The following is a 23,719-nucleotide window of genomic DNA, read 5'->3' on the forward strand; positions in this document are numbered from 1 at the left end:
TTATATTACTTCATTAGATTTTTTAGAAAATCTCACTTTCTTATCTCCTTCTACTCTATATCCAACTCTTGTAGTTTCCCCTTTAGTGGTTAACAATGATAAGTTAGAAATATGAATAGGTGCTTCTTGTTTTACAATACCACCTTGTGGATTTGTAGCACTAGGCTTCTGGTGTTTTGACACTAAGTTCACACCTTCTACAATTGCCTTGTTTTTATCTTTCAATACTTTTTGTACTGTTCCCTCTTGACCTTTATTGTCTCCAGCGATAACACGTACTGTATCTCCTGATTTTATTTTTAGCTTTGTCATCTTTACAAATGTATTAAAGCACTTCTGGCGCTAGTGAAACAATCTTCATGAATTGCTTATCACGAAGTTCTCTTGCTACGGGACCAAAAACACGTGTTCCTCTCATCTCTCCTGTTGGAGTTAATAAAACACACGCATTATCATCAAAACGGATATAAGAACCGTCTGGTCTACGTACTTCTTTTTTGGTACGAACTACAACTGCAGTTGAAACTGCTCCTTTTTTAATGTTTCCATTTGGAGTCGCTTCTTTTACACTGACAACTATTTTGTCTCCTACAGAGGCGTATCTTCTTTTTGTACCACCTAAAACACGAATGACTAAAACTTCTTTTCCACCTGTGTTATCGGCTACTTTTAATCTAGACTCTTGTTGTACCATAATTACTTCGCTCTTTCAATTACTTCTACTAATCTCCAGCATTTGGTTTTACTCATAGGTCTTGTTTCCATGATCTTTACAGTATCACCAATATTGCAGTCGTTTTTCTCGTCGTGTGCAACGTATTTTTTCGTCTTTAACACGAATTTTCCGTACATAGGATGTTTTACTTTTTTAACTTCAGCAACCACAATGGATTTCTGCATTTTGTTACTAGTAACAACTCCTATACGCTCTTTTCTTAAATTTCTTTTTTCCATCTTTCAGCAGAATTAACCGTTTAATTCTCTTTTTGTTAGCTCTGTAGCCATTCTTGCAATAGATCTTCTTACTTTACGTAATTGTAAAGGGTTTTCTAATGGAGACATAGCGTGAGCCATTCTTAAATCTGAATACGCTTTTTGAGATTTACCAAGTTCCTCTTGTAATTCAGCTGTAGATAATTCTTTTACTTCTGATTGTTTCATAATCCTCAAATATTAAGCTTGATAATCTCTAGCTACTATAAACTTAGTTTTTACAGGAAGCTTCTGAGCTGCCAAACGTAAAGCTTCTTTAGCTACGTCATAAGGCACTCCACTTATTTCAAATAATATTCTTCCTGGTTTTACTACTGCTGCCCAATACTCAACAGCACCTTTTCCTTTACCCATACGTACTTCAAGAGGTTTCTTAGTTATAGGCTTGTCTGGGAAAATTTTAATCCACAGAGAACCTTCTCTCTTCATATAACGAGTAGCAGAAATACGAGCTGCTTCTATTTGTCTAGCAGTAACAAAACTTGAATCTAATGATTTGATTCCGAAAGTACCGTTAGAAAGTGTGTGTCCTCTTTGTGAAAGACCTTTCATACGTCCTTTTTGTTGCTTACGGAATTTTGTTCTTTTAGGCTGTAACATTGTTAATTTACTTTAAAAAATTACTTTCTACGACGTGATTTGTTATTACCTCCACCACTTCGTCCACCTCTGTCACCTTTTCCTTGTTTTTTGGATAAACCAACCAAAGGAGAAAGCTCTCTTTTACCATATACTTCGCCTTTCATAATCCATACTTTAACACCCAATCTACCATAAGTAGTGTGTGATTCTACTAAAGCATAATCTATGTCAGCTCTAAATGTTGATAAAGGAATACGACCTTCTTTATAAGACTCTGTACGTGCCATTTCTGCACCGTTCAAACGTCCTGAAATCTGGATTTTGATACCTTCTGCATTCATTCTCATTGCAGCCGCGATAGCCATTTTAATAGCACGACGATATGAGATACGGCTTTCGATTTGTCTTGCAACACTCGAACCTACCAAAAATGCATCAAGTTCTGGTCTTTTAATTTCAAAAATATTGATCTGAACTTCCTTTTCAGTAATTTTCTTAAGCTCTTCTTTTAACTTGTCTACCTCTTGTCCACCTTTTCCGATAATAATACCAGGTCTGGCAGTAGTGATAGTAACGGTTACAAGTTTAAGCGTACGCTCAATAATTACTCTAGATACACTAGCTTTTGATAAACGTGCGTGTACATACTTTCTAATCTTATCGTCTTCGGCAAGTTTATCACCGTAGTCATTACCTCCGTACCAGTTGGATTCCCATCCTCTGATAATACCAAGGCGATTTCCGATTGGATTTGTCTTCTGTCCCATAGTTTATATTAGCTTTGTGTATTATTGTTTGCTGCAACCACTATTGTCACGTGGTTAGAGCGTTTTCTTATTCTGTGTGCGCGACCCTGTGGAGCAGGACGAAGTCTTTTCAACATACTTCCTCCATCTACACGAATCTCTTTTACAAAAAGATCTGCATCTTCGATGCTAGCGTCTTCATTTTTCGCCTGCCAGTTTGCTATTGCAGAAAGCAATAACTTCTCTAAACGACGTGATGCTTCTTTAGGATTAAATCTAAGAATATGAAGCGCCTTTTCAACTTTTACACCACGAACCAAATCTGCGACTAAACGCATTTTGCGAGGTGACGTAGGGCAGTTATTAAGTTTAGCAAAAGCAATTTGCTTTTTATCTTCCTTAATTCTTTCTGCCATTTCTCTTTTACGAACTCCCATGACTTAAATTATTTTTTACCTTTATTTTTAGCACCAGCGTGTCCTCTAAAGGAACGTGTTGGCGAAAATTCTCCTAATTTATGCCCTACCATATTCTCAGTAATATATACTGGTACGAACTGGCGACCATTATGAACTGCAATTGTTTGCCCTACAAAGTCAGGAGTAATCATAGATGCTCTCGACCAAGTCTTAATAACAGACTTTTTATTAGCTTCTACATTTGCAGCTACTTTTTTCTCTAACTTATAGTGAACGTAAGGTCCTTTTTTTAATGAACGTGCCATATCTTATTATTTCTTTCTACGTTCTACAATATACTTATTACTCGCTTTCGTCTTAGAACGGGTTCTAAATCCTTTTGCAGGAAGACCTTTTCTAGAACGTGGGTGACCTCCAGAAGAACGTCCTTCTCCACCACCCATTGGATGATCAACAGGGTTCATTGCTACTGGTCTTGTACGAGGACGACGACCTAACCATCTTGTTCTACCGGCTTTACCTCCTACGATCAATTGATGATCACTATTAGATATAGCACCTATGGTAGCCATACAGTTAACTAATATCATTCTCACTTCACCAGAAGGTAATTTTACAGTAGCAAATTTACCATCTCTAGCCATAAGCTGTGCGAATGATCCAGCACTACGTGCCATAACAGCACCTTGACCTGGGCGTAATTCTATACAAGAAATGATTGTTCCTAGTGGAATATCACTAAGCGGCATCGCATTACCAATTTCCGGAGCAATACTACTACCAGAAACGATATTCTGACCTACCTGTAAACCATTTTGAGCGATAACATAGCGCTTCTCACCATCTTGGTAATTTAACAACGCTATAAATGCAGTTCTGTTTGGATCGTATTCTATTGTTGCAACTGTAGCAGGAACTCCTTGCTTATCACGTTTAAAATCAATGATACGATACCTTCTTTTATGACCACCACCTTTGTAGCGCATGGTCATTTTTCCTTGACTGTTTCTACCTCCAGATCTTTTTTTCGGAGCCAATAGGCTTTTTTCCGGCTTATCAGTAGTAATGGCGTCAAATCCATTTACTACTCTAAAACGCTGACCTGGGGTAATTGGCTTTAATTTTCTTACTGACATTTTCTAGTCTTAAAGATTACTATATAAATCAATTACTTCACCTTCCGCCACCTGTACAATTGCTTTTTTATAAGCACTTGTTTTACCAGTAACCATACCTGTTTTTGTATAACGAGTATTACGGTCTGGACGGACATTTAATGTTCGAACTTTAGTAACAGATACACCATAAGCAGCTTCAACTGCTTTTTTGATCTCTACCTTATTCGCTTTCTTGTCTACTACAAAACCATAGCGATTAAACACTTCACTATCTGCAGTAGCCTTTTCTGTAATAATAGGTTTTATTAAGATACTCATGGCTTCTATTTACTTAAATTCGTTTCAATTCCTTTCAAAGAACTTTCCAAAAGAATAACATTATTCGCATTAAGTATTTTATAAGTACTTAATTCTGAAGAAGTTACAACTTCTGAACTTTTCAAATTGCGTGACGACAAATATACATTTTTATTCGACTCTGCCAACACAAACAAAGATTTTTTGTTTTCAAGTCCTAAAGACTTTAAAACAGCAGTAAAATTCTTAGTTTTTACAGTATCAAAAGTAAAGTCTTCAATTACTGTTATCGCTTTGTCATTTGCCTTAATGCTTAGTGCAGATTTACGCGCTAATTTCTTTAAGTTCTTGTTCAATTTAAAAGAGTAGCTACGTGGTCTAGGACCAAAAACTCTACCTCCACCTTTAAATATAGGAGACTTTATACTACCTGCTCTTGCGGTACCCGTCCCTTTTTGTTTCTTTATCTTTCTAGTACTACCTACAATTTCTGCACGTTCCTTAGCTTTATGAGTACCTTGACGCTGATTAGCCAAGTATTGCTTCACATCTAAGTATACAGCATGATCATTTGGTTCTATACCAAAAACAGCATCAGAAAGGTCTGCCTTTCTTCCTGTTTCTTTTCCGTTTATATCAATTACCGCTACTTTCATTACTTCTGAATCGTTACATAAGCGTTTTTATGTCCAGGAACACATCCTTTAACAACAAGTATATTCTTTTCAGGAACTACTTTTAACACTCTTAAGTTTTGAATTTTTACTTGATCTCCACCCATTCTTCCTGCCATTTTCATTCCTTTGAAAACTCTTGCAGGGTATGATGCAGCACCGATAGAACCAGGAGCTCTTAAACGGTTATGTTGACCGTGAGTTGCTTGACCAACACCGCCAAAATTGTGTCTTTTCACAACCCCTTGAAAACCTTTTCCTTTTGAAGTTGCTGACACATCAACAAATTCTCCCTCGGCAAAGTGCTCAACAGTTACTGTATCACCTAATTTGTACTCCTCATCAAAACCTTTGAATTCGACAACTTTACGTTTAGCAACAGTTCCTGCTTTTTTAAAGTGACCTAGAGCCGCTTTAGTAGCATTTTTGTCTGCTTTGTCATCGAAACCTAATTGAACAGCTTCATAACCGTCAACCTCATCAGTTCTGACTTGGGTTACCACACATGGCCCAGCTTCGATCACTGTACATGGAATATTCTTTCCATTTTCATCGAAGATGCTGGTCATGCCGATCTTTTTTCCTATTAACCCAGACATATTTAATTATTTATTAATGATTTACTTATTCTCTATTGAAATTACTTTCAATTTATTTTATTCTTTTGCAAAAAAACAGGGTCAAAATACTTTCAACCCTGAATGTATTTTTTTGCCGTTTTTCCCTTGCATACAGCTTGGGACATTTTATTGTAAGCGCACTTACTATTAAAGTTTTATCACACTTTAATCTCCACTTCTACTCCACTTGGCAATTCAAGCTTCATCAACGCATCAATCGTTTTTGAAGAAGAGCTATAGATATCCAAAAGTCTTTTATAAGAACTTAATTGGAATTGCTCTCTGGATTTTTTGTTTACGTGTGGAGAACGAAGCACAGTAAAAATTTTCTTATGTGTTGGTAAAGGAATTGGCCCAGTTACTACAGCTCCTGTACTCTTTACCGTCTTTACGATTTTCTCGGCAGACTTATCTACTAAGTTATGATCGTAAGATTTTAGTTTTATTCTGATTTTTTGACTCATTTCTGTAATAATTAAGCGTTAACTCCTTTTGCAGCTGCAATTACTTCTTCTGAAATATTAGAAGGAGTTTCAGCATAGTGAGAAAATTCCATTGTAGATGTTGCTCTACCAGATGACAATGTTCTTAATGTTGTTACATATCCAAACATTTCAGAAAGTGGAACAGTTGCTTTTACAGTTTTTGCTCCAGCACGGTCTCCCATATCACTTACTTGTCCTCTACGACGGTTAAGATCCCCTACAATATCACCCATATTTTCTTCTGGTGTAATAACCTCTAATTTCATAATCGGCTCCATAATTACGGCTTTAGCAGCTTTTGCTGAATTTTTAAAACCTAATTTTGCAGCTAATTCGAAAGATAGTTGATCAGAATCCACATCGTGATAAGATCCGTCAGTCAATGTTACTTTAATAGCATCCACTTCATAACCAGCTAAAGGTCCATTTACCATTGCCATTTTGAAACCTTTCTCTATAGAAGGAACAAATTCTTTTGGTACGTTTCCACCTTTTATCTTATTAATAAACTCAAGTCCAACTACACCTTCATCTGCTGGTTCAATTGTAAATACAATATCTGCAAATTTTCCTCGTCCACCAGATTGCTTCTTGTACACTTCTCTATGTTCTGCTACAGCAGTAATAGCTTCTTTGTACTCTACTTGTGGCTGACCTTGATTTACTTCAACTTTGAATTCTCGTTTTAAACGATCTACAATAACATCTAAGTGAAGCTCACCCATTCCAGAAATGATTGTTTGTCCTGAAGCTTCGTCAGAACGCACTGTAAATGTTGGATCTTCTTCGGCCAATTTCCCTAATCCAATCCCTAATTTATCAACATCTGCTTTAGTCTTAGGCTCAACCGCAATACCAATTACAGGATCTGGGAAGTCCATAGATTCTAAAACAATAGGGTTTTTCTCATCTGTGAGTGTATCTCCTGTTTTGATAGATTTAAATCCAACAGCAGCTCCAATATCTCCAGCTTCTATATACTCAATTGCATTTTGCTTATTAGCGTGCATTTGATAGATACGAGAAATACGTTCTTTTTTACCAGAACGATTGTTCAACACATAAGAACCTGCTTCTAAACGACCAGAATAAGCTCTAAAAAACGCTAAACGTCCTACAAAAGGATCTGTAGCAATTTTAAAAGCTAAAGCCGCAAAAGGCTCCTTTACATCTGGCTTACGTATTTCTTCTTGATCTGTATTAGGGTTTATACCTGCAATACCTTCTTTATCCGTTGGAGAAGGCAAATAACGACATACCGCATCTAATAAAAACTGAACACCTTTATTTTTAAATGCAGATCCACAGATCATAGGAATAATACTCATATCCATTACAGCAGCTCTTAGCGCAGCATGCACTTCTTCTTCCGTAATTGAATCTTCATCTTCCATAAATTTCTCAAGAAGATCTTCATCATACGCAGCAACTTCTTCAATAAGTTTACCACGAAGCGTTCTTGCTTCTTCTTTAAGATCATCCGGAATATCAATAACATCAAACGTTGACCCTTGTCCTTCTTCATGCCATACAATAGCACGGTTCTTTACCAAATCAACAATTCCTTTGAAATCTTCTTCGTCACCAATATTTAATACAATAGGTACTGCATTAGAACCTAGCATATCCTTAACCTGCTGACATACTTCCATAAAATTAGATCCTTGACGGTCCATTTTATTCACAAAACCAATTCTTGGTACTTTATAGTTATCAGCAAGTCTCCAGTTAGTTTCTGATTGAGGCTCTACACCATCAACAGCACTAAACAAAAACACTAACCCATCTAGCACACGTAAAGAACGGTTTACCTCTACCGTAAAATCAACGTGACCCGGAGTATCAATTATATTAAAATGATATCCTTTAGTATCATCTACTGGTTTACCATTTTCTGTTGGAAATTTCCACTCACAAGTAGTCGCAGCAGAAGTAATCGTGATACCACGCTCTTGCTCTTGCTCCATCCAGTCCATCGTAGCTGCACCATCATGCACCTCACCTATTTTATGACTCACCCCGGTATAGTAAAGAATACGTTCGGTAGTTGTAGTTTTCCCTGCGTCAATATGCGCAGCAATTCCTATATTTCTAGTATATTTTAAATCTCTAGCCATTTCTTAATGATTAAAATCTAAAGTGAGAGAATGCTTTGTTTGCTTCAGCCATTTTATGAGTATCTACTCTTTTCTTAACAGCAGCTCCTTCTTCTTTTTCTGCAGCTATAATCTCTGCAGCAAGTTTCTGAGCCATAGATTTCTCATTTCTTTTACGTGAAAATTGAATCAACCACTTCATAGCAGTAGATATTTTACGATCTGGTCTGATTGGATTAGGAATCTGAAAAGTTGCTCCTCCTACACGACGGCTTCGCACCTCTACGTGTGGCATCACATTAGATAATGCATCTTTCCAAATTTCTAAAGACGTTTTTTCGTCATTTTGTTTTTTCTCTTCTACGATATCGATTGCATCATAGAATATTTTGAAAGCTGTCGATTTCTTTCCATCCCACATCATCATGTTCACAAAACGTGTAACTAACTGATCGTTAAAACGTGGATCTGGCAAAATCGGTCTTTTTTTAGCCTTTCTTTTTCTCATGTCTTCTTCTTAAAGTTTTTTAATTACTTCTTAGGGCGTTTAGCACCATACTTAGATCTACGTTGCGTTCTTCCTTCAACACCAGCGGTGTCTAAAGCTCCACGAACAATGTGATATCTAACTCCCGGTAAGTCTTTTACCCTTCCACCTCTAACTAATACTATCGAATGCTCCTGAAGATTATGTCCTTCACCACCGATGTACGCATTTACTTCTTTACCATTTGTTAACCTAACACGAGCTACTTTACGCATAGCTGAATTTGGTTTTTTTGGTGTAGTAGTATAAACACGTGTACAAACACCGCGGCGTTGCGGGCACGAATCCAAAGCAGCCGATTTACTCTTCTTAGTTATTTTGGCTCTACCTTTTCTTACTAATTGTGAAATTGTTGGCATAATTTGCTTTACACTATTATTAAATAATTTTATAATATCCCTTTTAAAGGGCTGCAAAGGTAGAAATATTTTTCAGCAAATCAAATCCTAAGGGATTAATTTTTATTCCTTTATAGATCTCACATAAAATAAATGAGGTAAAACAATCTTATTACTAATTATAATCAAGAATAAAACCTTCTATTCTAAACTTTAAAGTAGTGTCATAATTTAAAAACATCTACACACTTTTCTTTTTACCACACACACTTCATACCCTTTCAACCAAACAACCCATCACACAAATCCAAATCACTGCACTAATTAACACCATTTCAAAATCACTAAGAACACAAAAAAAGGAAGCAAAGGTCAAAGATTTAGTATTGATTTCACCTCACAAACAACAATCGACCAAGTAACTTCTGTTTTTGATCTTCAGAATACGGATATCAAGCAGTGGATCCAACACAACGATCGATTGGTAAGCCAAACCCTGATTTCATTTTAGGATGGAAAAACAGCTTTAGCTGCAAAAATTTTCATTTTTATTAGACTGGAAACAAGGTTTGGACAAATACTCAAGGTACGTTCATTAATATTAGCCGCAGATGAATGGAGAGACATACCTTTTACCGAAGCAGGTCAAGGCCTTGATATCACCTCACCCAAGTTTGATGATCAAGCTAAAGTAATCTATCCTGCTATTTTCCCCTTAATGCAAGGCGGTATTGAAAACCTAGAAAAAGAAGACGGGGATTTCCCCCTTACAGATATAAGGAGGAGATGTTTTTTATGGGGTAATATTTCATTATGGATAAAAACAGCAAGAGCAATAAGAGTGAGAGCACACTTACATCAAGGTAGTTACACCGAAGCATTAACAGACGCTCAAGCATCTTTCGCAGCAAGAGCTGACAACCTAAGATATACTTATACATCTACCAAACCTGGTCAATGGTACAGATTTAACGATGGAAGAACAGGCGATACTGAATTCCATCCATTTATAAAAAGCTTAATGGATGCCTTAATGACTCCTATAGAGTAGCTGTTTTTTCTGAAACATTCAAGACAGGCCATTCTTATTTAATAAGTGCGTTTGGGCAAGATTTAATTTCATATAGAGAGATTAAATTCATAGAAGTCGAATGTTTATCAAGAACAGGAGGAAGTGACGCCGCAATTTCTACAGCTTATCTAGCTGGTATCGAAGCCCCCTTTGAAGAAGTAGATCTTACAAGTACTCAGTATAACTCTTATATCGGTAATGCGGCTGTTAACCCCGGCGTAGGAAGTATTGCTTTAGATCCTCATATTTATACTCAGAAATATATTGAGCTTTTTGCACAACCAGAAGTTTATAATGATTATAGAAGGACTGGTTTTCCAAATCTCACCCCTACTTCTGGGACACAAGTACCAATAAGATGGAATTATTCTAGTAACGAATTATTATTTAACACAAATACTCCAGGCCCTAGTGAAGCAGATTTATTTAAGCCAAAAGTTGATTGGGATCAATAAGGTTTGCGATCGACATTATTAGAAATAAGTTTAAAAAATTATGATAGTTACAACACTAATTTCTAAGTACTTATCTTTTAAATCAAAATTAAAAACCTGTAATTCAGTTTACAGGTTTTCTTTTGTTTTTGTGCCATAATCTAGTGTAAAAAAAGCCATCTACTATTATAAATATTTGGCCTCTTGCGATTCTTATTTTTAAATTTTTAATAACTAAAAGTTGTTTTATTAAGATATTATGATGAATTTTGGAACTGGCTAATTCAAATAAATTGTAAAATGAGAACAAAGTTTAGTGGAATTTTAACGCTACTACTAGCGTTTGTTGTGCAATTCACTTTTGCACAAGAAAAAATGATTTCAGGAACTGTAACCGATGATAAAGGGTTACCTCTTCCTGGAGTTAATGTTGTTGTAAAAAATACAGCAAGTGGTACTCAAACTGATTTTGATGGAAACTATACACTTCAAACAAATCGAGGTGCTGTACTTTCTTTTAGTTATGTCGGATTCGAGACAAAAGAGGTAATAGTTGGGGATAACACCTCAATTAGTGTTCAATTAACAACTTCATCAGCAGAACTTGAAGAAGTTATAGTAACTGCCTATGGTCTTGGAAGAAAGTCCACAGTAACTGCAGCTATATCAACAGTTGCAGCACAAGATATTGAAGATTTTGTCCCTACAACGAGTATTGACAACATTCTTCAAGGTCAAGCAGCTGGTGTTTCAGTAACAGCAGCAAATGGTAGACCAGGTAACACAGCATTTGTACAAATTCGTGGAGTTGGTTCCATTAATGCTAGTACAACTCCTTTGTATGTTATTGATGGTGTACCAATACCTATTAATGAAAATGAGCAATTCAACCCTTTAAACAATCTTAACCCTAATGACATTGAGTCATTATCTATATTAAAAGATGCAGCTTCTGCATCCAAATATGGTTCTAGGGGTGCAAATGGTGTTGTTTTAATAACAACTAAAAAAGGTAAAGCTGGTGAAGCTAAAATTAGTTTCAACTCTTCTTACGGTTTTGGAAAGCGTACTTCTGATCCTTTTGATCTAATGAATGCAGAACAAAAATTAGAGATTGAACGTCAATTTGCTGCTTTAAGAAACACTGATGGATCTATTGGTGTGCCTGCAGCACAAAGTCTTCCTGGAGCTACATCTACTCCCGAACAATTACGAGCACTGATTGCATTGGACACTGATTGGGAAGAAGAACTTCTAAGAACGTCTGTAATACAGAATAATTCATTATCTATATCAGGAGGATCTGAAGATTTGACATATTTCCTATCACTTGGATACAATGTAGATACTGGAATTATTGATCGTATTGATGGTTTTGAAAGGATATCAGCGAGATTAAACACTACTTACCAAGCAAAGAAGTGGTTAAGTATTGGAGCAAATGTATCTGCTGCACGTAGTACAACAGATCTACCAAGAGATAGAAACAATGTTCAGAATCCATTTAGAGGAATGTACGACTACAATCCTTATGCTCCGTTATATGCAAGAGATGCAAATGGTGCTATCGTAACTGATGCAGATGGAAGACCTGTTTTCAACCGTGGTGGAGGGATATTTTTCCCAATTGCAGAAGCTTTAACCACAGAACCAGAAGATAACCGAAATCTTTTATTCTTAGGTAGTGTATATGCAGATATTGCGTTTTCAGATAAATTCTCAAATCGTTTTGCTGTAGGTTTAACTAACAATAGATTTAATAGAACCAATCGATCACTTCCAGGTGGGGTATTACAAGGATTTATCGGGGTTGCAGGATTTGAAGGAACACAAACTGAAAACATCAATATTGATTTTGAATATAATGTAAGTAACCTGTTCACATATACTGATACCTTTAATGATTCACATAACCTTAATGCTAGTATATTATTAGAGTATAATGAAAGTATAAGAAACGAAAAATTTGTCTCTTCAAGAGGATTTCCTTCTCCTAACATTCCATTTTTAGATGTTGCCGCTGAAGCAACAGCTGCTGGTGGAAATGAAGCCAGAAGAATTTTATTCTCTCAAGCATTTTTTGGTGATTATAACTATGAAGAAAAATATATTGCTTCAGTTTCTGTAAGACGTGATGGATCATCACGATTTGGGCCAGATAATAAGTTTGGTACTTTTTACAGTGGTAGTTTAGCATGGAATATAGCACAAGAATCTTTCTTACAGTCTTCTGCTTTCAATAACCTTAAATTAAGAGCTTCTTATGGTACCTCTGGAAATCAGAATATACCTGATTTCGAATTTATCAATGCAGCAGATTTCTCTACTTATAACAGAAACACTGCACTTCGTCCTTTAAGAGTGGGTAATCCTGAAATCCAATGGGAATCACAAGCTATTCTTGATATTGGTTTAGAATTTGGATTATTAAACAACAGAATAAACGGTGTTGTTGATTACTTTAAGAAAAATTCTCGTGATTTATTATTAAACAGACCTATTTCTCAAACCGTAGGAGATGAAGATAATGGTTTATTTTCTAACGTAGGAGAAATTGAAAATTCAGGTGTTGAAATAAGCCTTAATGCTGATATTATCAAAACCCAAGATCTTCTTATTTCTCTTGGAGGTAATATAACTTTCATCGATAATAAAGTGAAAAAATTAGTAGATGGGCAAGATATCATTACAGGTGTTTTCGGAAATATTATTCTAAGAGAGGGAGAAGAAACGTTTTCTCATTATTTAGTTGAGTATGCTGGTGTGAACCCTAATAATGGTGCTCCTCAATATGTTGATTTAAATGGTAATATCACAGAAACCTTTAGTGCTGGTGATTTAAAAATACAAAAAGACAAAAGCCCGCTACCGAATATGCAAGGAGGCTTTTTCGCATCCTTAAAATACAAAGGTTTTGGATTAAGAGGAGATTTTGTATTTTCAGCAGGAAACTACATATTAAATAGACAAAGAGCAAGTGGAGAATTTATTGGAAATATAGATTCAAACCTTCGTACTAGCGCGTTCAATTATTGGAAACAACCTGGTGATACAAACGTACTACCAAGTCCTCTTTTCCAAAATGATGCCGATCAATTTGCAACTACAAGATTCTTAGAAAAAGGAGACTACGTTAGACTAAGAACTTTAACTGTAGACTATACTGTTCCTAGAAAGTTTATAGATGTATTACCAATAGACAAACTGAGACTTTATGTTACCGGGCAAAATATCTTAACCTTTACAGATTATGAAGGTGACCCTGAAATTGGTCTTGGATCAGCTGAAAATGGTGAACCAGGAGATGCTGGTTTCGTTGCCGGATCATTCTCACAGTTTAGTTATCCACAGATTAAATCTTACCTTTTTGGTGTAGAGATTGGTTTTTAAAATTTAAAAAATAAAATAATGAAAAATAATATTTCAAAATTAATTGTTTTATTCCTTACGTTCGGCTTTTTTGCCTGTGACGACGAATTAAACGATCTACAACCCTTTACTGAGGTTAATCCTGAAACATTTTTAACGGATCTTAGCTCTTTCCAAAATGGTATTGATGGAATTTACCTTCAAATGCGGAACTATTATGCTAGTCCAGGATCTGGTTATCAAGGAATTCCTGACATACTATCTGATAATACAATACAAGTACAGAGTGGTAGAAAATCTAATGACGTCTATCATGATTATAGATATGTTGCAACAACGGCAGGTGCTATTCAATTATATTGGAGTGAAGCCTATGAAGCCATTAATGTCGCTAACATAGTTATTGGTCAAATTGACAATTTATCAGCTAGTGCTGAGAAAAATAATATTTTAGGTCAGGCGTTAGCAGCTAGAGCATGGGCTCATTTTGATTTAGTAAGAATGTATGGTCAAGTGCCTACACAAAATACTGGTGCAAATGCTTCTCTAGGTGTTGTATACTTAAAAGTTGAAGATGGTGATACCGGTGATCCACTTGCCACTCCTTCAAGAGAAACTGTAGCTGAAAACTACTCTGAAATTATTGAAGATCTAGAAAGAGCAAGTACTCTTATTGGTACTAGTAATGGTGAAGGACGATTAGATAAAAATGGCGTTTATGGTCTTTTATCAAGAATCTACTTATATAACGGTGAATATCAAAAAGCAATCGATGCTGCTAATGAAGTCACTACTCCGCTTGCAACAGTTGCACAACTCCCTGGAGTTTATACTGATTCTAATAATGCTGGAATTGTTATAGAATTAGGAATAAATACAGCTACTGAAACTACTAACAATAATGTTGGAGTTTTATATAGTCAAGCAAATTCTAGTAATGATATCCTAGAGTATGCAATCGATTTTGGATTCTTTAATAGTGTTTCAAATGATGATGCCAGAAAAGATGTTATGCAATATGTTGCATCTAACACAGGAGTAAGCTTCAATGGAATTAAAAAGTTTCTTGGAGAAGAAGGACAAATAAACGGCCGTGCTGATATTAAAGTTTTGCGTGCTGCAGAAGTTGTTTTAAATAAGGCAGAAGCTCAGTTTGAATTAAATCAAGAATCTGCAGCTTTAACAAGTCTAAATCAGTTAAGAGCAGTTAGGTATTCTCCTTTTGTTGCTGGAACAGAAACTGGAACAGCTCTTGAAGATGCTATTCAATTTGAAAGAAGAGTAGAATTATCTTTCGAAGGACATAGATTTTTTGACATTAAAAGAAGGGGAGAAAGTATTTCTCGTTCTAATAATGGAGAAGTTATAGATGGAACAGGAACTGCACCTGAAGCATTAACAATACCTGCTGGTAATTTCAGATTCCAATTCCCAATTCCTCAAGCTGAAATAAATGCAAATACTGGTTTTAGCGGTCAGCAAAACTCTGGTTACTAGTTTGTAAAGAAAACAAGTAACTTATATGATAAAAAACATCCCGATGAAATTTCATCGGGATATTTTTTTATACTTATCTTTGCAACCTATGAAAAATGATTCCCTGGTTTTTGGCATTAGAGCCATTATAGAAGCTATAACATCTGGTAAGACTATTGATAAGCTTTTTATTCAAAAAGGATTGCAAGGTGACCTAGCCAAAGAATTAATGAATCTCGTAAGGAAACATAATATCACCATTAACTATGTTCCTGTAGAAAAACTAAACAGATTAACCCGTAGTAATCATCAAGGCGCTGTCGCCTACACCTCTCCTATTGATTTTCATGACCTCGAAGACCTTGTCATAAATGTTATAGAATCCGGAGAGACTCCTTTATTTTTGATTCTCGATCAACTTTCTGACGTTCGTAATTTTGGAGCTTTAATTAGAACCGCAGAATGCACTGGAGTACACGGAATTATAATTCAGAAAAAGGGAGGAGCACCCGTTAATGCAGATACCGTAAAAACTTCGGCTGGTGCAGTATTCAAAATTCCAATATGCAAGGTAGATCATATAAAAGATGCTATGTTTTATTTACAAGGTTCTGGTGTACAGATAGTAGCTGCTACAGAAAAAGCTGACACTACTATTTATGATACAAATCTAACCATTCCTACTGCAATTATCATGGGAAGTGAAGGCAAAGGTATTTCCCAATCTGTACTAAAACTAGTGGACCAACAAGCTAAACTACCTATGTATGGAGATATTGCTTCATTAAATGTATCTGTAGCCTGTGGTGTGTTTTTATATGAAGTTATAAGACAAAGGTTATAATACCGACTATTCTCCTTCAGATTTATCTGTATTAGATTTATATTCGTATATAACACTAATCTCTTCATCTAAATCTTCCTGAGGCAGGTTTTCGATAAAATTACCATTCTCATCAAAATGCTTTAAAAACTCATCTTCTTCAGGTTTATAATGTTCGGATTCCCAAATATATTTTTTTGGTTGTACTACTCCTTTTTTAATAAAAAATGCTAGCGCAGCCCCAGATATAATACCAGACAAGTGACCTTCCCATGAAATTTTAGGATCTATAGGCAACACATACATTACCATACTCCCATAAATAAAGACCACAACAAAAGATAATGCTATTAACCGGAAGTGCTTTGCCACAATACCTTTAAAAAACAAAAACCCAAAAAGCATATAGATTACCCCACTTGCTCCAATATGATTTGCAGGTCGCCCTAATAACCAGGTTAAGAAACCGGTAAGAAAAATCCCTATACATAATACTTTCCATGCATTCTTTTGGTAGAAAAAGAATAACGCAGCTGATAAAATCAATAGTGGTAATGTATTATGCCACAAATGTGTGATATCAGAATGAATAAAAGGGGAAAATATAATACCTCTTAGACCAGTAATTGTTCTAGGATACACTCCAAAATGATTAAAACTAATATCAAAACGAACCTCAAACCAAAAAACTATCCAAATAAGGAGCACAAACAATAGTGGATACCCTACTACTCCTGTATTAAATTTAAAATGAGTTTCTTTTTCTTGCATAGTATTATTAATTATATCAAAAAAAAGTCCAAAAAGTAAAGTCCGGTTAAAATGACAGGTCATTACTAATTTTGAATTACAATTTTCGATTTAGAGTCATGGTTATTTTAATACTATGTTAACTCATTTTCTAGTTGATTTATTTTCCTTTCAGATCCAATGAAGCTTTGTAACTTTGCAGCTATGAATACAAATAAACCACTTGCAGAACGAATACGCCCAAAATCTCTGGAACAGTACCTTAGTCAAGAACATCTTATTGGTAGTGATGGTTCTCTAACTCAACAGATCAAAAAAGGGCTTATCCCCTCTTTAATACTTTGGGGACCTCCTGGTGTCGGAAAAACAACATTAGCTAATATTATTGCTACCGAATCAGGAAGGCCTTTCTATACTCTAAGTGCAATAAACAGTGGTGTTAAAGAAGTAAGGGAAGTTATAGACAAAGCCAAACAAAGTGGAGGGCTGTTTACCGCCAAAAACCCTATCCTATTCATTGATGAGATTCATCGTTTTAGCAAATCCCAACAAGACTCTTTATTAGGTGCTGTAGAGAAAGGATGGGTTACACTTATTGGAGCGACTACTGAAAATCCAAGTTTTGAAGTAATACCTGCACTTTTATCTCGCTGTCAGGTGTACACCCTTAACCCTTTTGGAAAAAAAGAATTAGAAGCATTGCTACATAGAGCCATGCAAGAAGATGAACACCTGAAATCTAAAAAAATAGTACTCGATGAAACAGCATCTTTATTAAAATTGAGTGGTGGAGACGCTCGTAAACTGTTAAATATTTTTGAACTAATTGTTTCTAGTCAGGACCAGGAACCTATCATAATCACGAATGATTTGGTTTCAAAATTAGTGCAACAAAACACTGTACGATATGATAAAACAGGAGAACAGCATTACGACATCATCTCGGCTTTCATTAAATCTATTCGAGGCAGTGATCCTAATGCTGCAGTATACTGGCTTGCACGAATGATTGAGGGTGGTGAAGATCTTAAATTTATTGCTAGAAGATTGATCATACTAGCTTCTGAAGATATTGGAAATGCTAATCCAACTGCTTTGATTATGGCAAATAATTCATTTCAGGCAGTCAATACTATTGGGTATCCAGAAGCTAGGATTATATTAAGTCAATGTACAGTTTACCTTGCTTCTTCGCCAAAAAGCAATGCATCATACATGGCTATAAATAAAGCTCAGCAATTAGTAAAGCAAACAGGTGATTTATCTATTCCACTACATCTAAGAAATGCACCTACCAAATTAATGAAAGAATTAGGCTATGGAGAAGATTACAAATATGCTCATAATCATAAAGATAATTTTGTAAAACAAGAATTTCTTCCTAGCGAGGTTACCAACACAAAATTATATGATCCAGGTGATAACCAACGTGAGCAGTCATTTAGAGCATTTCTTAAATCAAGATGGGGTGATAAGTATGAGTATTAGTTTCTTTTTTTACTCATTTTTAATCATTTCTTTTAAAGAATGATCAAACGTTACTGTCTTGCAAATGTATCTGTAATAAGCTTATTGGTTACTGGATTAATACGCTCTAATATAAAATTACCGTATCCATCAAAATATCCATTTCCACTTAAATCTCCTGCTTGAACTATATAATTTTTCCCACTTCCCGATTTAAAAATTTTCCCTATAGAGTTTTGCTTTTCTTCACTACCAAACATCTCATAACCATATTCTTGCTTTACAAACACATAGTTCACATCATTAAAAAGATATGTAATAGAGTTTTCTGAAGGAGGAATAACTTCTATAGTTTTTTCTTTTACTTCTTTAGTTGAGTTTGGATTTTTCCTTTTACTGCTTGACTCACTAACTATATCTCTTTTAACTATCTTTTCTTCTTTATCTCCACTATACTTGTAGTTAAGAGCTCCTATACTTTTAAATGAGTTTCTGAGAGCTTCATGATATGCAGCTTTAAATTCTTTTTCTCTACTTTTCCCTTCTACAGATGTAAATACAACACTACCATTACAATCTATTAGTTCTAATGTTAATTTTGTTAAAAACAAACCTTGTTTTCGCTTTAGATCAGCTCTTAATGCCTTACAGCCATTAGCCTTAAGGTCTTCTGGGAAGTTTTCTCTCTGTATAAAAGCTTCAAAACCATATTTAGTCAATAAAAATTTAGTAAGCGAATTAAGTTGATATTTATCCTCCCCTTTTAAAAAGCTATAGCTCTTGGGTACTATCACATATTTATATTCATTGATATTTTTTTGAGCATTAACACTTAATGTAGAAATCAAAATAATCCCTAAAAACAAAATACGTAGCATATCTATCACATTATAACATTAAAACCTAGTTGTACCGAAATACCTCTTGCTTTTGCAAGGTTAGTATATTCTAGCAAATTATTAGCTGAAATATAAAAATTAATTTTGTTAATATGAATAGATGTAAGAAATCCTATATTATAATATGAATAATCATCAATGGTATAGGTAAGTTTTGTCCTCAAAAAATTAAAAAACCGCTTATAATAAAACAATGAAGCCGCATATTGAGGTCTTTTGGGTCTAAATTGAGTAAATAACTGTATCCCAACCGCATCCATATATGGAGGTTTTTCTCCTTTAAGATAACAATCACATGTACCATCATCATATCGATTAAAAGAATACTTAACCGAGCTATTCAATTTTAAAGGGCGCATGGTTATATATGCTTTCCTCAATGTATCAAACGAGACAGCTTCTTCAAGTTCATCTAAAAAATTTTGAGAATCCTCGCCAGAAAACTGAATCGGTGTTTCAAACCCTTCAAAAACATAATTACCTCGTGCCTGATAAGTTTCTACATCTTTAGCATACAATATCATCCCCAAATCATTTGCACTTCCTGTAATAGTAAGTTGTTGATTTATTTTATGAGTAAACCCTATATCTACACCAAGCCCCAGATTACCTCCTAAAAGTGCTCTTCCTATTAATTTTTTTGTAACTTCTCTTTCCTCAGCTCCTTCAAGAGATGCATAACCTGATGTTCTTAAAGTAACATCTGCATTACTAATCACATGCTGGTAAATATTATTTCCTTCTGACGTTTCTATTGTAGTAAAAATCCCTTTATTTTTAGCACTACGAACATGAAACATACTAGAATATAATTTGGCTCGGACTCCAAAAGTTGATTTTTTATTCACCTTTTTTGTATACCCAAAATGGTATGCTGTTAACAACTCTGCAGATCCATTTATAGTCGAAAACCGAAACGGTTGATTAAGGAAATCTCGATTTCCCTGATAAGCAAGAACTGCAAAATCTTTTGGAAAATATCCAATAACATCTAATTCTTGATAAATTCCTCCTGAGAAATAAATATTTTTGTTTCTCTTACTTTTCCAACCAAAGCTAATAAGTTCTAACTGTTGTGTTAAAGTTAAATAGTCATTACTGCTTAGTTTATTAAGCGTAATTTCTATTTTATCATTAATATCCCTTCCATCATCTGCAAACACATCATAAATAGATGCTCCTCTTAATCCCACATTTACATGAAGCTGTGATAAAAAAGGCACTCCTACATGGTAATCAAAATTAATATCAGCTCCAGGATTAAGCATTAAAGATTGAGGAAGATCGGTAAAATCATATAAAGTCTCCTTATTTTGAGAATATCCCATACACCCCAACAAACTCATAAGCAAAAACACAACAATCCTCATAGCTCGTAATTAAAAAAGTAAGCTCCCTTGGATCGCAACTCAAGAATCCCTTGCAAATCACTATTTACATTTTGTACTCTTATCGAAGAAAATAGTTTTGTAGCATCTTTCAAAACGTTGATTGTAACATTATCTAGGACAATTACTTTTGTTGTGATAATAGGATTCTTACCTGTTCCATTTCCCGAATTGGCCATCATACTATATAAAGGCCCTATACGCTCACCATTATCGTTTAAGAATCCAAAATCAAAATTAAAATCACGTTTAATTGTATTTGTAAACTTAAAAGTTAATTCTACACGTTCTAAATTATCTACTACAAAATCAGTTCCTAAAAGATCATAGTTAAAAGTGTCATTTACTAATACTTCTGGAATAACAATTGTTGGATCTATATTAGAATCTACAAATTTACTTGTATCAAATCGAGAATACACGAAGTCTATCTCATAGACCGGGGTAAGTACTACATCTTCTACCTGATCAAAATCTACATCTTTTACGCAAGAAATTAATGGCATTAATATGCATATGATACAGAGCCATACATAAACTTTTTTTATTTTCATTTTTTTGAGAAAAGCTTTTTACACAGAATTCATCTTAGCTTTTTAGGTTCAACCGAAAAAATAGTATTCTTTCATTCAAAATTGTTTTTTTGCATTACATAGCGTCGGCATGAAACAATAAAAAACAATTTTGAGTAAAAAAGTATTTATAGGGAATTACAAAAAGTTAAGATGAGTTATTGAATTATTAGTTATCTATATCGTTATTTCCTGTTGATTTTCTTTATTTTTAAGATTCACTTTTGATCTTTTATTATAACAACAGTATAAATTATGAATACCCTATTTTCAAATTGTTAAATTATTTTGGGTATTATAAGATATAGTTTAAAATACTTAATAATCAATGTTTAGACTATTCAAAAAGTTTCAGGAGAGGATGGATATCTGAATTGAAGTTAGTTTCTCTTGGATAAACTCGTAGAGCATTTAGAGCGATGTGCTTTCAAACTTTAATCGTAAGTCTAGAGCCAGAGGTATTAAATCTTCCTAGAATAAATTACAATAAAGTCATCTTAACTTCATAACTAAAATATAAATATTTATGATTAAAGATAATTTTTAATCTGTTTTAAGTCAGAAACTTGAATATGATGCGGTGGTAATTTTTCTTTATGATAATTAAAACATATAGTTTGAAATCCTACCGCTTCTGCTCCCATTATATCAGCTTCATAATTATCTCCAATCATTATACTACAATCAATTCTCGCGCCAGATTTCTGTATTGCTTGTTCAAAAATAGAAGGGTTTGGTTTTTTAACTCCCGCTTCTTCACTATTCGTTATAGTTTTAAAATAATGTGATATTCCAGAATTTGATAGTTTCCTGTTCTGCACTTCTCTAAAACCATTGGTAATGATATGCAAATCATATTTTGGATTGAGATATTCTAATAAATCCTGGGTTCCATCAATCAAATAGTTATGCAGTGGCAAAAAATTAATATAATCATCAGACATTGTATCTATAATTTCTAAAGAAAATGCTATATCAAGATGCATAAAAGCCTCTGTTAATCTACTTCTACGAAGTTGCTTTTTACTTACTTTTTCTTCTCTGTATAACTTCCAATACTTCATATTAATTGGTTGATATATAGCTAGAAAATCTTCTATTTTAGTATTGATATTAAATTTTTCAAAAATCATCTTAAAAGCTAGAGATGAATTTCTATCAAAATCCCAAAGAGTGTGGTCCAGGTCAAAAAAAATATGCTTTATTGTATTATTCATCTTCTTTTATCCAAATAAATTCTAAAATTGATTTCCAAAAGGGTTGGTTTTGCAGATCACTAAACAATGTATTACTAAAAACCGGAATAAAAACTCCGTTTACCTCTTTTACTTTATCCATATATATACTGATTTCTTTTCTTGCAGACATCATATCATTAATATCCTCTCTATCACCCTGACTGGCAAAACAAAAGGAATGCACTATCAAAGGAGTCTGCACTTCATAATCAAGATCATAGAACATGAACGGAGAACAAGTTCCTGCTCTAAAACCAGATTGTTTCGGGTACCCCATAGAGTAATCTTCTTCTATCTCTAATTCGATAAAATTGCGATATGCCTCTGGTAATTTTATTTTAAAAAAGGAACAAAGCGCATATTGAAGTCTTCTATTAACAATATTCTCTATTCGTAATTTTTCCTTTTTCAAAAGCGACAAATCAGTGATAGCCTCATATGAAACTTTCAGTCCCGCGTCGATATAATCTGCGATATGTTTAATAATAGTATGATGTTTTGGACGATTATAACCTACATTTTTTTCATATTTAGAATAGTCTCCTAATCCAAATAACACTTTAGCCTTTCTTTTCTTCTTTTTTTGAAGTTGAATAATAAAATCGAATACATCATATGGATCCTTTTTTAGTCCAATCAAGACCTTAATTCTATCTGTTAGTTCATCAAACTGCAATTTCCATAAATCACGAATCCCTCCACCTATGGATCGTAAAACTCCTTTATTCTTATACGCAAAAGTCTGATTTACAGAAATAACAGGGATAATTGTAAATTTCTTTTCTCGAAATTCGAGATCAGGATATTTCTCTAAAAGAACTTTTTTTAATTTATATGCCCATATATCTACTACCGGATCTTGTAAAAAATCATGGATATATCCTATACTTTCTGTAGCTGGAAAACGTCCCATATTATCTTTTACATGCGGTAAATATTCCTCATACCGTGTTAAAAGATAAAAAGCAGCTGCAAAAATGTCAAAAGGTAATGCCGAATCAGTATGTTTAACATCAAAAAAACATTTTGTTTCTTCCCAATCAAAAACTTGAACATCTATGTTATTCAATCCATGTTCAAAAAGCAAATCAACACTCTGAAAATAAAGCTCCTTTCCCAACGGTTGTCTTCCATACGAAAGCTTAGGACCATCATGAGCGATAAAAGTTTCTATTTTAGATGTTAGATCAACATCCAAACCCAATATCCGCTTGCACATTTGTTTAAACGTATAAGATACTCTTGGGGTAATTTTTTGTACGTGAATTAATAGCATATTGTGTATTATGAATTATGGTTTATAATTCCGTATGTCT

At 34.3% G+C, this 23,719-nt stretch carries 28 protein-coding genes; 6 read left to right on the forward strand and 22 right to left on the reverse strand.

Annotation, left to right across the window (positions count from 1 at the left end; all coding sequences use genetic code 11):
- The 16 genes from rplX to rpsL all read right to left on the reverse strand — a co-directional run bounded on the left by rplX (nucleotide 1) and on the right by rpsL (nucleotide 8,936).
- A complete protein-coding gene (gene rplX / locus ATE84_RS23125) occupies nucleotides 1-312 on the reverse strand; it encodes a 50S ribosomal protein L24 (RefSeq protein WP_101450181.1) in 312 nt (103 codons plus the stop codon).
- A 13-nt stretch (nucleotides 313-325) separates the two neighbouring features.
- Complete coding sequence (gene rplN / locus ATE84_RS23130) at nucleotides 326-694, reverse strand: 50S ribosomal protein L14 (protein WP_024770870.1); 369 nt, start codon at nucleotides 692-694, stop codon at nucleotides 326-328.
- Between the two features lie 2 nt (nucleotides 695-696).
- Entirely contained in the window at nucleotides 697-954 is a 258-nt protein-coding gene (gene rpsQ, locus ATE84_RS23135) for a 30S ribosomal protein S17 (protein ID WP_024770871.1), read from the reverse strand.
- Between the two features lie 12 nt (nucleotides 955-966).
- Nucleotides 967-1,161 (reverse strand): 50S ribosomal protein L29, encoded by a 195-nt coding sequence (gene rpmC, locus ATE84_RS23140; RefSeq protein WP_025666452.1) that lies wholly within the window; start codon nucleotides 1,159-1,161, stop codon nucleotides 967-969.
- 12 nt (nucleotides 1,162-1,173) lie between these two features.
- On the reverse strand, nucleotides 1,174-1,593 hold the full coding sequence (rplP, locus tag ATE84_RS23145; protein WP_025666451.1) for a 50S ribosomal protein L16: 420 nt from the start codon (nucleotides 1,591-1,593) through the stop codon (nucleotides 1,174-1,176).
- Between the two features lie 20 nt (nucleotides 1,594-1,613).
- Complete coding sequence (gene rpsC / locus ATE84_RS23150) at nucleotides 1,614-2,342, reverse strand: 30S ribosomal protein S3 (protein WP_101450182.1); 729 nt, start codon at nucleotides 2,340-2,342, stop codon at nucleotides 1,614-1,616.
- Between the two features lie 8 nt (nucleotides 2,343-2,350).
- Nucleotides 2,351-2,758, reverse strand: coding sequence for a 50S ribosomal protein L22 (gene rplV, locus ATE84_RS23155; protein ID WP_101450183.1), 408 nt, complete (start codon nucleotides 2,756-2,758; stop codon nucleotides 2,351-2,353).
- A gap of 8 nt (nucleotides 2,759-2,766) precedes the next feature.
- The gene (gene rpsS / locus ATE84_RS23160) at nucleotides 2,767-3,045 is read right to left on the reverse strand and encodes a 30S ribosomal protein S19 (protein WP_024770876.1); all 279 of its coding nucleotides are present in this window, start codon (nucleotides 3,043-3,045) and stop codon (nucleotides 2,767-2,769) included.
- A 6-nt stretch (nucleotides 3,046-3,051) separates the two neighbouring features.
- A complete protein-coding gene (gene rplB, locus ATE84_RS23165; RefSeq protein ID WP_101450184.1) occupies nucleotides 3,052-3,876 on the reverse strand; it encodes a 50S ribosomal protein L2 in 825 nt (274 codons plus the stop codon).
- A 9-nt stretch (nucleotides 3,877-3,885) separates the two neighbouring features.
- Nucleotides 3,886-4,176 carry a 50S ribosomal protein L23 gene (rplW, locus tag ATE84_RS23170; protein ID WP_101450185.1) on the reverse strand — a complete coding sequence of 97 codons (291 nt, stop codon included), beginning with the start codon at nucleotides 4,174-4,176 and terminating at the stop codon, nucleotides 3,886-3,888.
- A 5-nt stretch (nucleotides 4,177-4,181) separates the two neighbouring features.
- Complete coding sequence (gene rplD, locus ATE84_RS23175; protein ID WP_101450186.1) at nucleotides 4,182-4,811, reverse strand: 50S ribosomal protein L4; 630 nt, start codon at nucleotides 4,809-4,811, stop codon at nucleotides 4,182-4,184.
- Nucleotides 4,811-5,428 (reverse strand): 50S ribosomal protein L3, encoded by a 618-nt coding sequence (gene rplC, locus ATE84_RS23180; RefSeq protein WP_101450187.1) that lies wholly within the window; start codon nucleotides 5,426-5,428, stop codon nucleotides 4,811-4,813. The genes rplD and rplC overlap by 1 nt, the downstream gene beginning before the upstream one ends.
- A gap of 179 nt (nucleotides 5,429-5,607) precedes the next feature.
- Nucleotides 5,608-5,913 (reverse strand): 30S ribosomal protein S10, encoded by a 306-nt coding sequence (rpsJ, locus tag ATE84_RS23185; protein WP_010181931.1) that lies wholly within the window; start codon nucleotides 5,911-5,913, stop codon nucleotides 5,608-5,610.
- 11 nt (nucleotides 5,914-5,924) lie between these two features.
- On the reverse strand, nucleotides 5,925-8,051 hold the full coding sequence (fusA, locus tag ATE84_RS23190) for an elongation factor G (protein ID WP_101450188.1): 2,127 nt from the start codon (nucleotides 8,049-8,051) through the stop codon (nucleotides 5,925-5,927).
- Between the two features lie 10 nt (nucleotides 8,052-8,061).
- Entirely contained in the window at nucleotides 8,062-8,538 is a 477-nt protein-coding gene (rpsG, locus tag ATE84_RS23195; RefSeq protein WP_024770882.1) for a 30S ribosomal protein S7, read from the reverse strand.
- Nucleotides 8,539-8,561: 23 nt separating this feature from the next.
- Entirely contained in the window at nucleotides 8,562-8,936 is a 375-nt protein-coding gene (gene rpsL, locus ATE84_RS23200) for a 30S ribosomal protein S12 (protein ID WP_024770883.1), read from the reverse strand.
- A gap of 556 nt (nucleotides 8,937-9,492) precedes the next feature.
- On the opposite strand from rpsL, the gene ATE84_RS26375 reads away from it, so the two are divergent.
- The 5 genes from ATE84_RS26375 to rlmB all read left to right on the forward strand — a co-directional run bounded on the left by ATE84_RS26375 (nucleotide 9,493) and on the right by rlmB (nucleotide 16,110).
- Entirely contained in the window at nucleotides 9,493-9,966 is a 474-nt protein-coding gene (locus ATE84_RS26375) for a SusD/RagB family nutrient-binding outer membrane lipoprotein (RefSeq protein WP_255412059.1), read from the forward strand.
- 65 nt (nucleotides 9,967-10,031) lie between these two features.
- A complete protein-coding gene (locus ATE84_RS26840; RefSeq protein WP_369828570.1) occupies nucleotides 10,032-10,442 on the forward strand; it encodes a SusD/RagB family nutrient-binding outer membrane lipoprotein in 411 nt (136 codons plus the stop codon).
- A gap of 279 nt (nucleotides 10,443-10,721) precedes the next feature.
- On the forward strand, nucleotides 10,722-13,811 hold the full coding sequence (locus ATE84_RS23215) for a TonB-dependent receptor (protein WP_101450190.1): 3,090 nt from the start codon (nucleotides 10,722-10,724) through the stop codon (nucleotides 13,809-13,811).
- An 18-nt stretch (nucleotides 13,812-13,829) separates the two neighbouring features.
- Complete coding sequence (locus ATE84_RS23220) at nucleotides 13,830-15,287, forward strand: RagB/SusD family nutrient uptake outer membrane protein (RefSeq protein ID WP_101450191.1); 1,458 nt, start codon at nucleotides 13,830-13,832, stop codon at nucleotides 15,285-15,287.
- A gap of 88 nt (nucleotides 15,288-15,375) precedes the next feature.
- On the forward strand, nucleotides 15,376-16,110 hold the full coding sequence (rlmB, locus tag ATE84_RS23225; RefSeq protein WP_101451213.1) for a 23S rRNA (guanosine(2251)-2'-O)-methyltransferase RlmB: 735 nt from the start codon (nucleotides 15,376-15,378) through the stop codon (nucleotides 16,108-16,110).
- Between the two features lie 6 nt (nucleotides 16,111-16,116).
- Here the strand turns inward: rlmB and ATE84_RS23230 are convergent, their stop codons facing one another.
- Nucleotides 16,117-16,860, reverse strand: a complete 744-nt coding sequence (locus ATE84_RS23230) for a rhomboid family intramembrane serine protease (protein WP_101451215.1) — start codon at nucleotides 16,858-16,860, stop codon at nucleotides 16,117-16,119.
- 183 nt (nucleotides 16,861-17,043) lie between these two features.
- On the opposite strand from ATE84_RS23230, the gene ATE84_RS23235 reads away from it, so the two are divergent.
- A complete protein-coding gene (locus ATE84_RS23235) occupies nucleotides 17,044-18,327 on the forward strand; it encodes a replication-associated recombination protein A (protein ID WP_101451217.1) in 1,284 nt (427 codons plus the stop codon).
- Between the two features lie 50 nt (nucleotides 18,328-18,377).
- On the opposite strand, the gene ATE84_RS23240 is transcribed toward ATE84_RS23235, so the two are convergent.
- From ATE84_RS23240 to ATE84_RS23260, 5 genes are all read right to left on the reverse strand, one after another.
- Entirely contained in the window at nucleotides 18,378-19,184 is an 807-nt protein-coding gene (locus ATE84_RS23240; RefSeq protein WP_101450192.1) for a hypothetical protein, read from the reverse strand.
- Between the two features lie 5 nt (nucleotides 19,185-19,189).
- Complete coding sequence (locus tag ATE84_RS23245; RefSeq protein ID WP_101450193.1) at nucleotides 19,190-20,575, reverse strand: DUF5723 family protein; 1,386 nt, start codon at nucleotides 20,573-20,575, stop codon at nucleotides 19,190-19,192.
- Nucleotides 20,572-21,147 carry a hypothetical protein gene (locus ATE84_RS23250; protein ID WP_101450194.1) on the reverse strand — a complete coding sequence of 192 codons (576 nt, stop codon included), beginning with the start codon at nucleotides 21,145-21,147 and terminating at the stop codon, nucleotides 20,572-20,574. Before ATE84_RS23250 ends, ATE84_RS23245 begins: the two co-directional genes overlap by 4 nt.
- 548 nt (nucleotides 21,148-21,695) lie before the next feature.
- Complete coding sequence (locus ATE84_RS23255) at nucleotides 21,696-22,382, reverse strand: YjjG family noncanonical pyrimidine nucleotidase (protein ID WP_101450195.1); 687 nt, start codon at nucleotides 22,380-22,382, stop codon at nucleotides 21,696-21,698.
- Nucleotides 22,375-23,679: a hypothetical protein gene (locus ATE84_RS23260; RefSeq protein WP_101450196.1), complete on the reverse strand. Its 1,305-nt coding sequence runs from the start codon at nucleotides 23,677-23,679 to the stop codon at nucleotides 22,375-22,377. The genes ATE84_RS23255 and ATE84_RS23260 overlap by 8 nt, the downstream gene beginning before the upstream one ends.
- Nucleotides 23,680-23,719 lie beyond the last annotated feature (40 nt).

This window comes from Aquimarina sp. MAR_2010_214 (genome assembly GCF_002846555.1).
GTDB lineage: Bacteria > Bacteroidota > Bacteroidia > Flavobacteriales > Flavobacteriaceae > Aquimarina.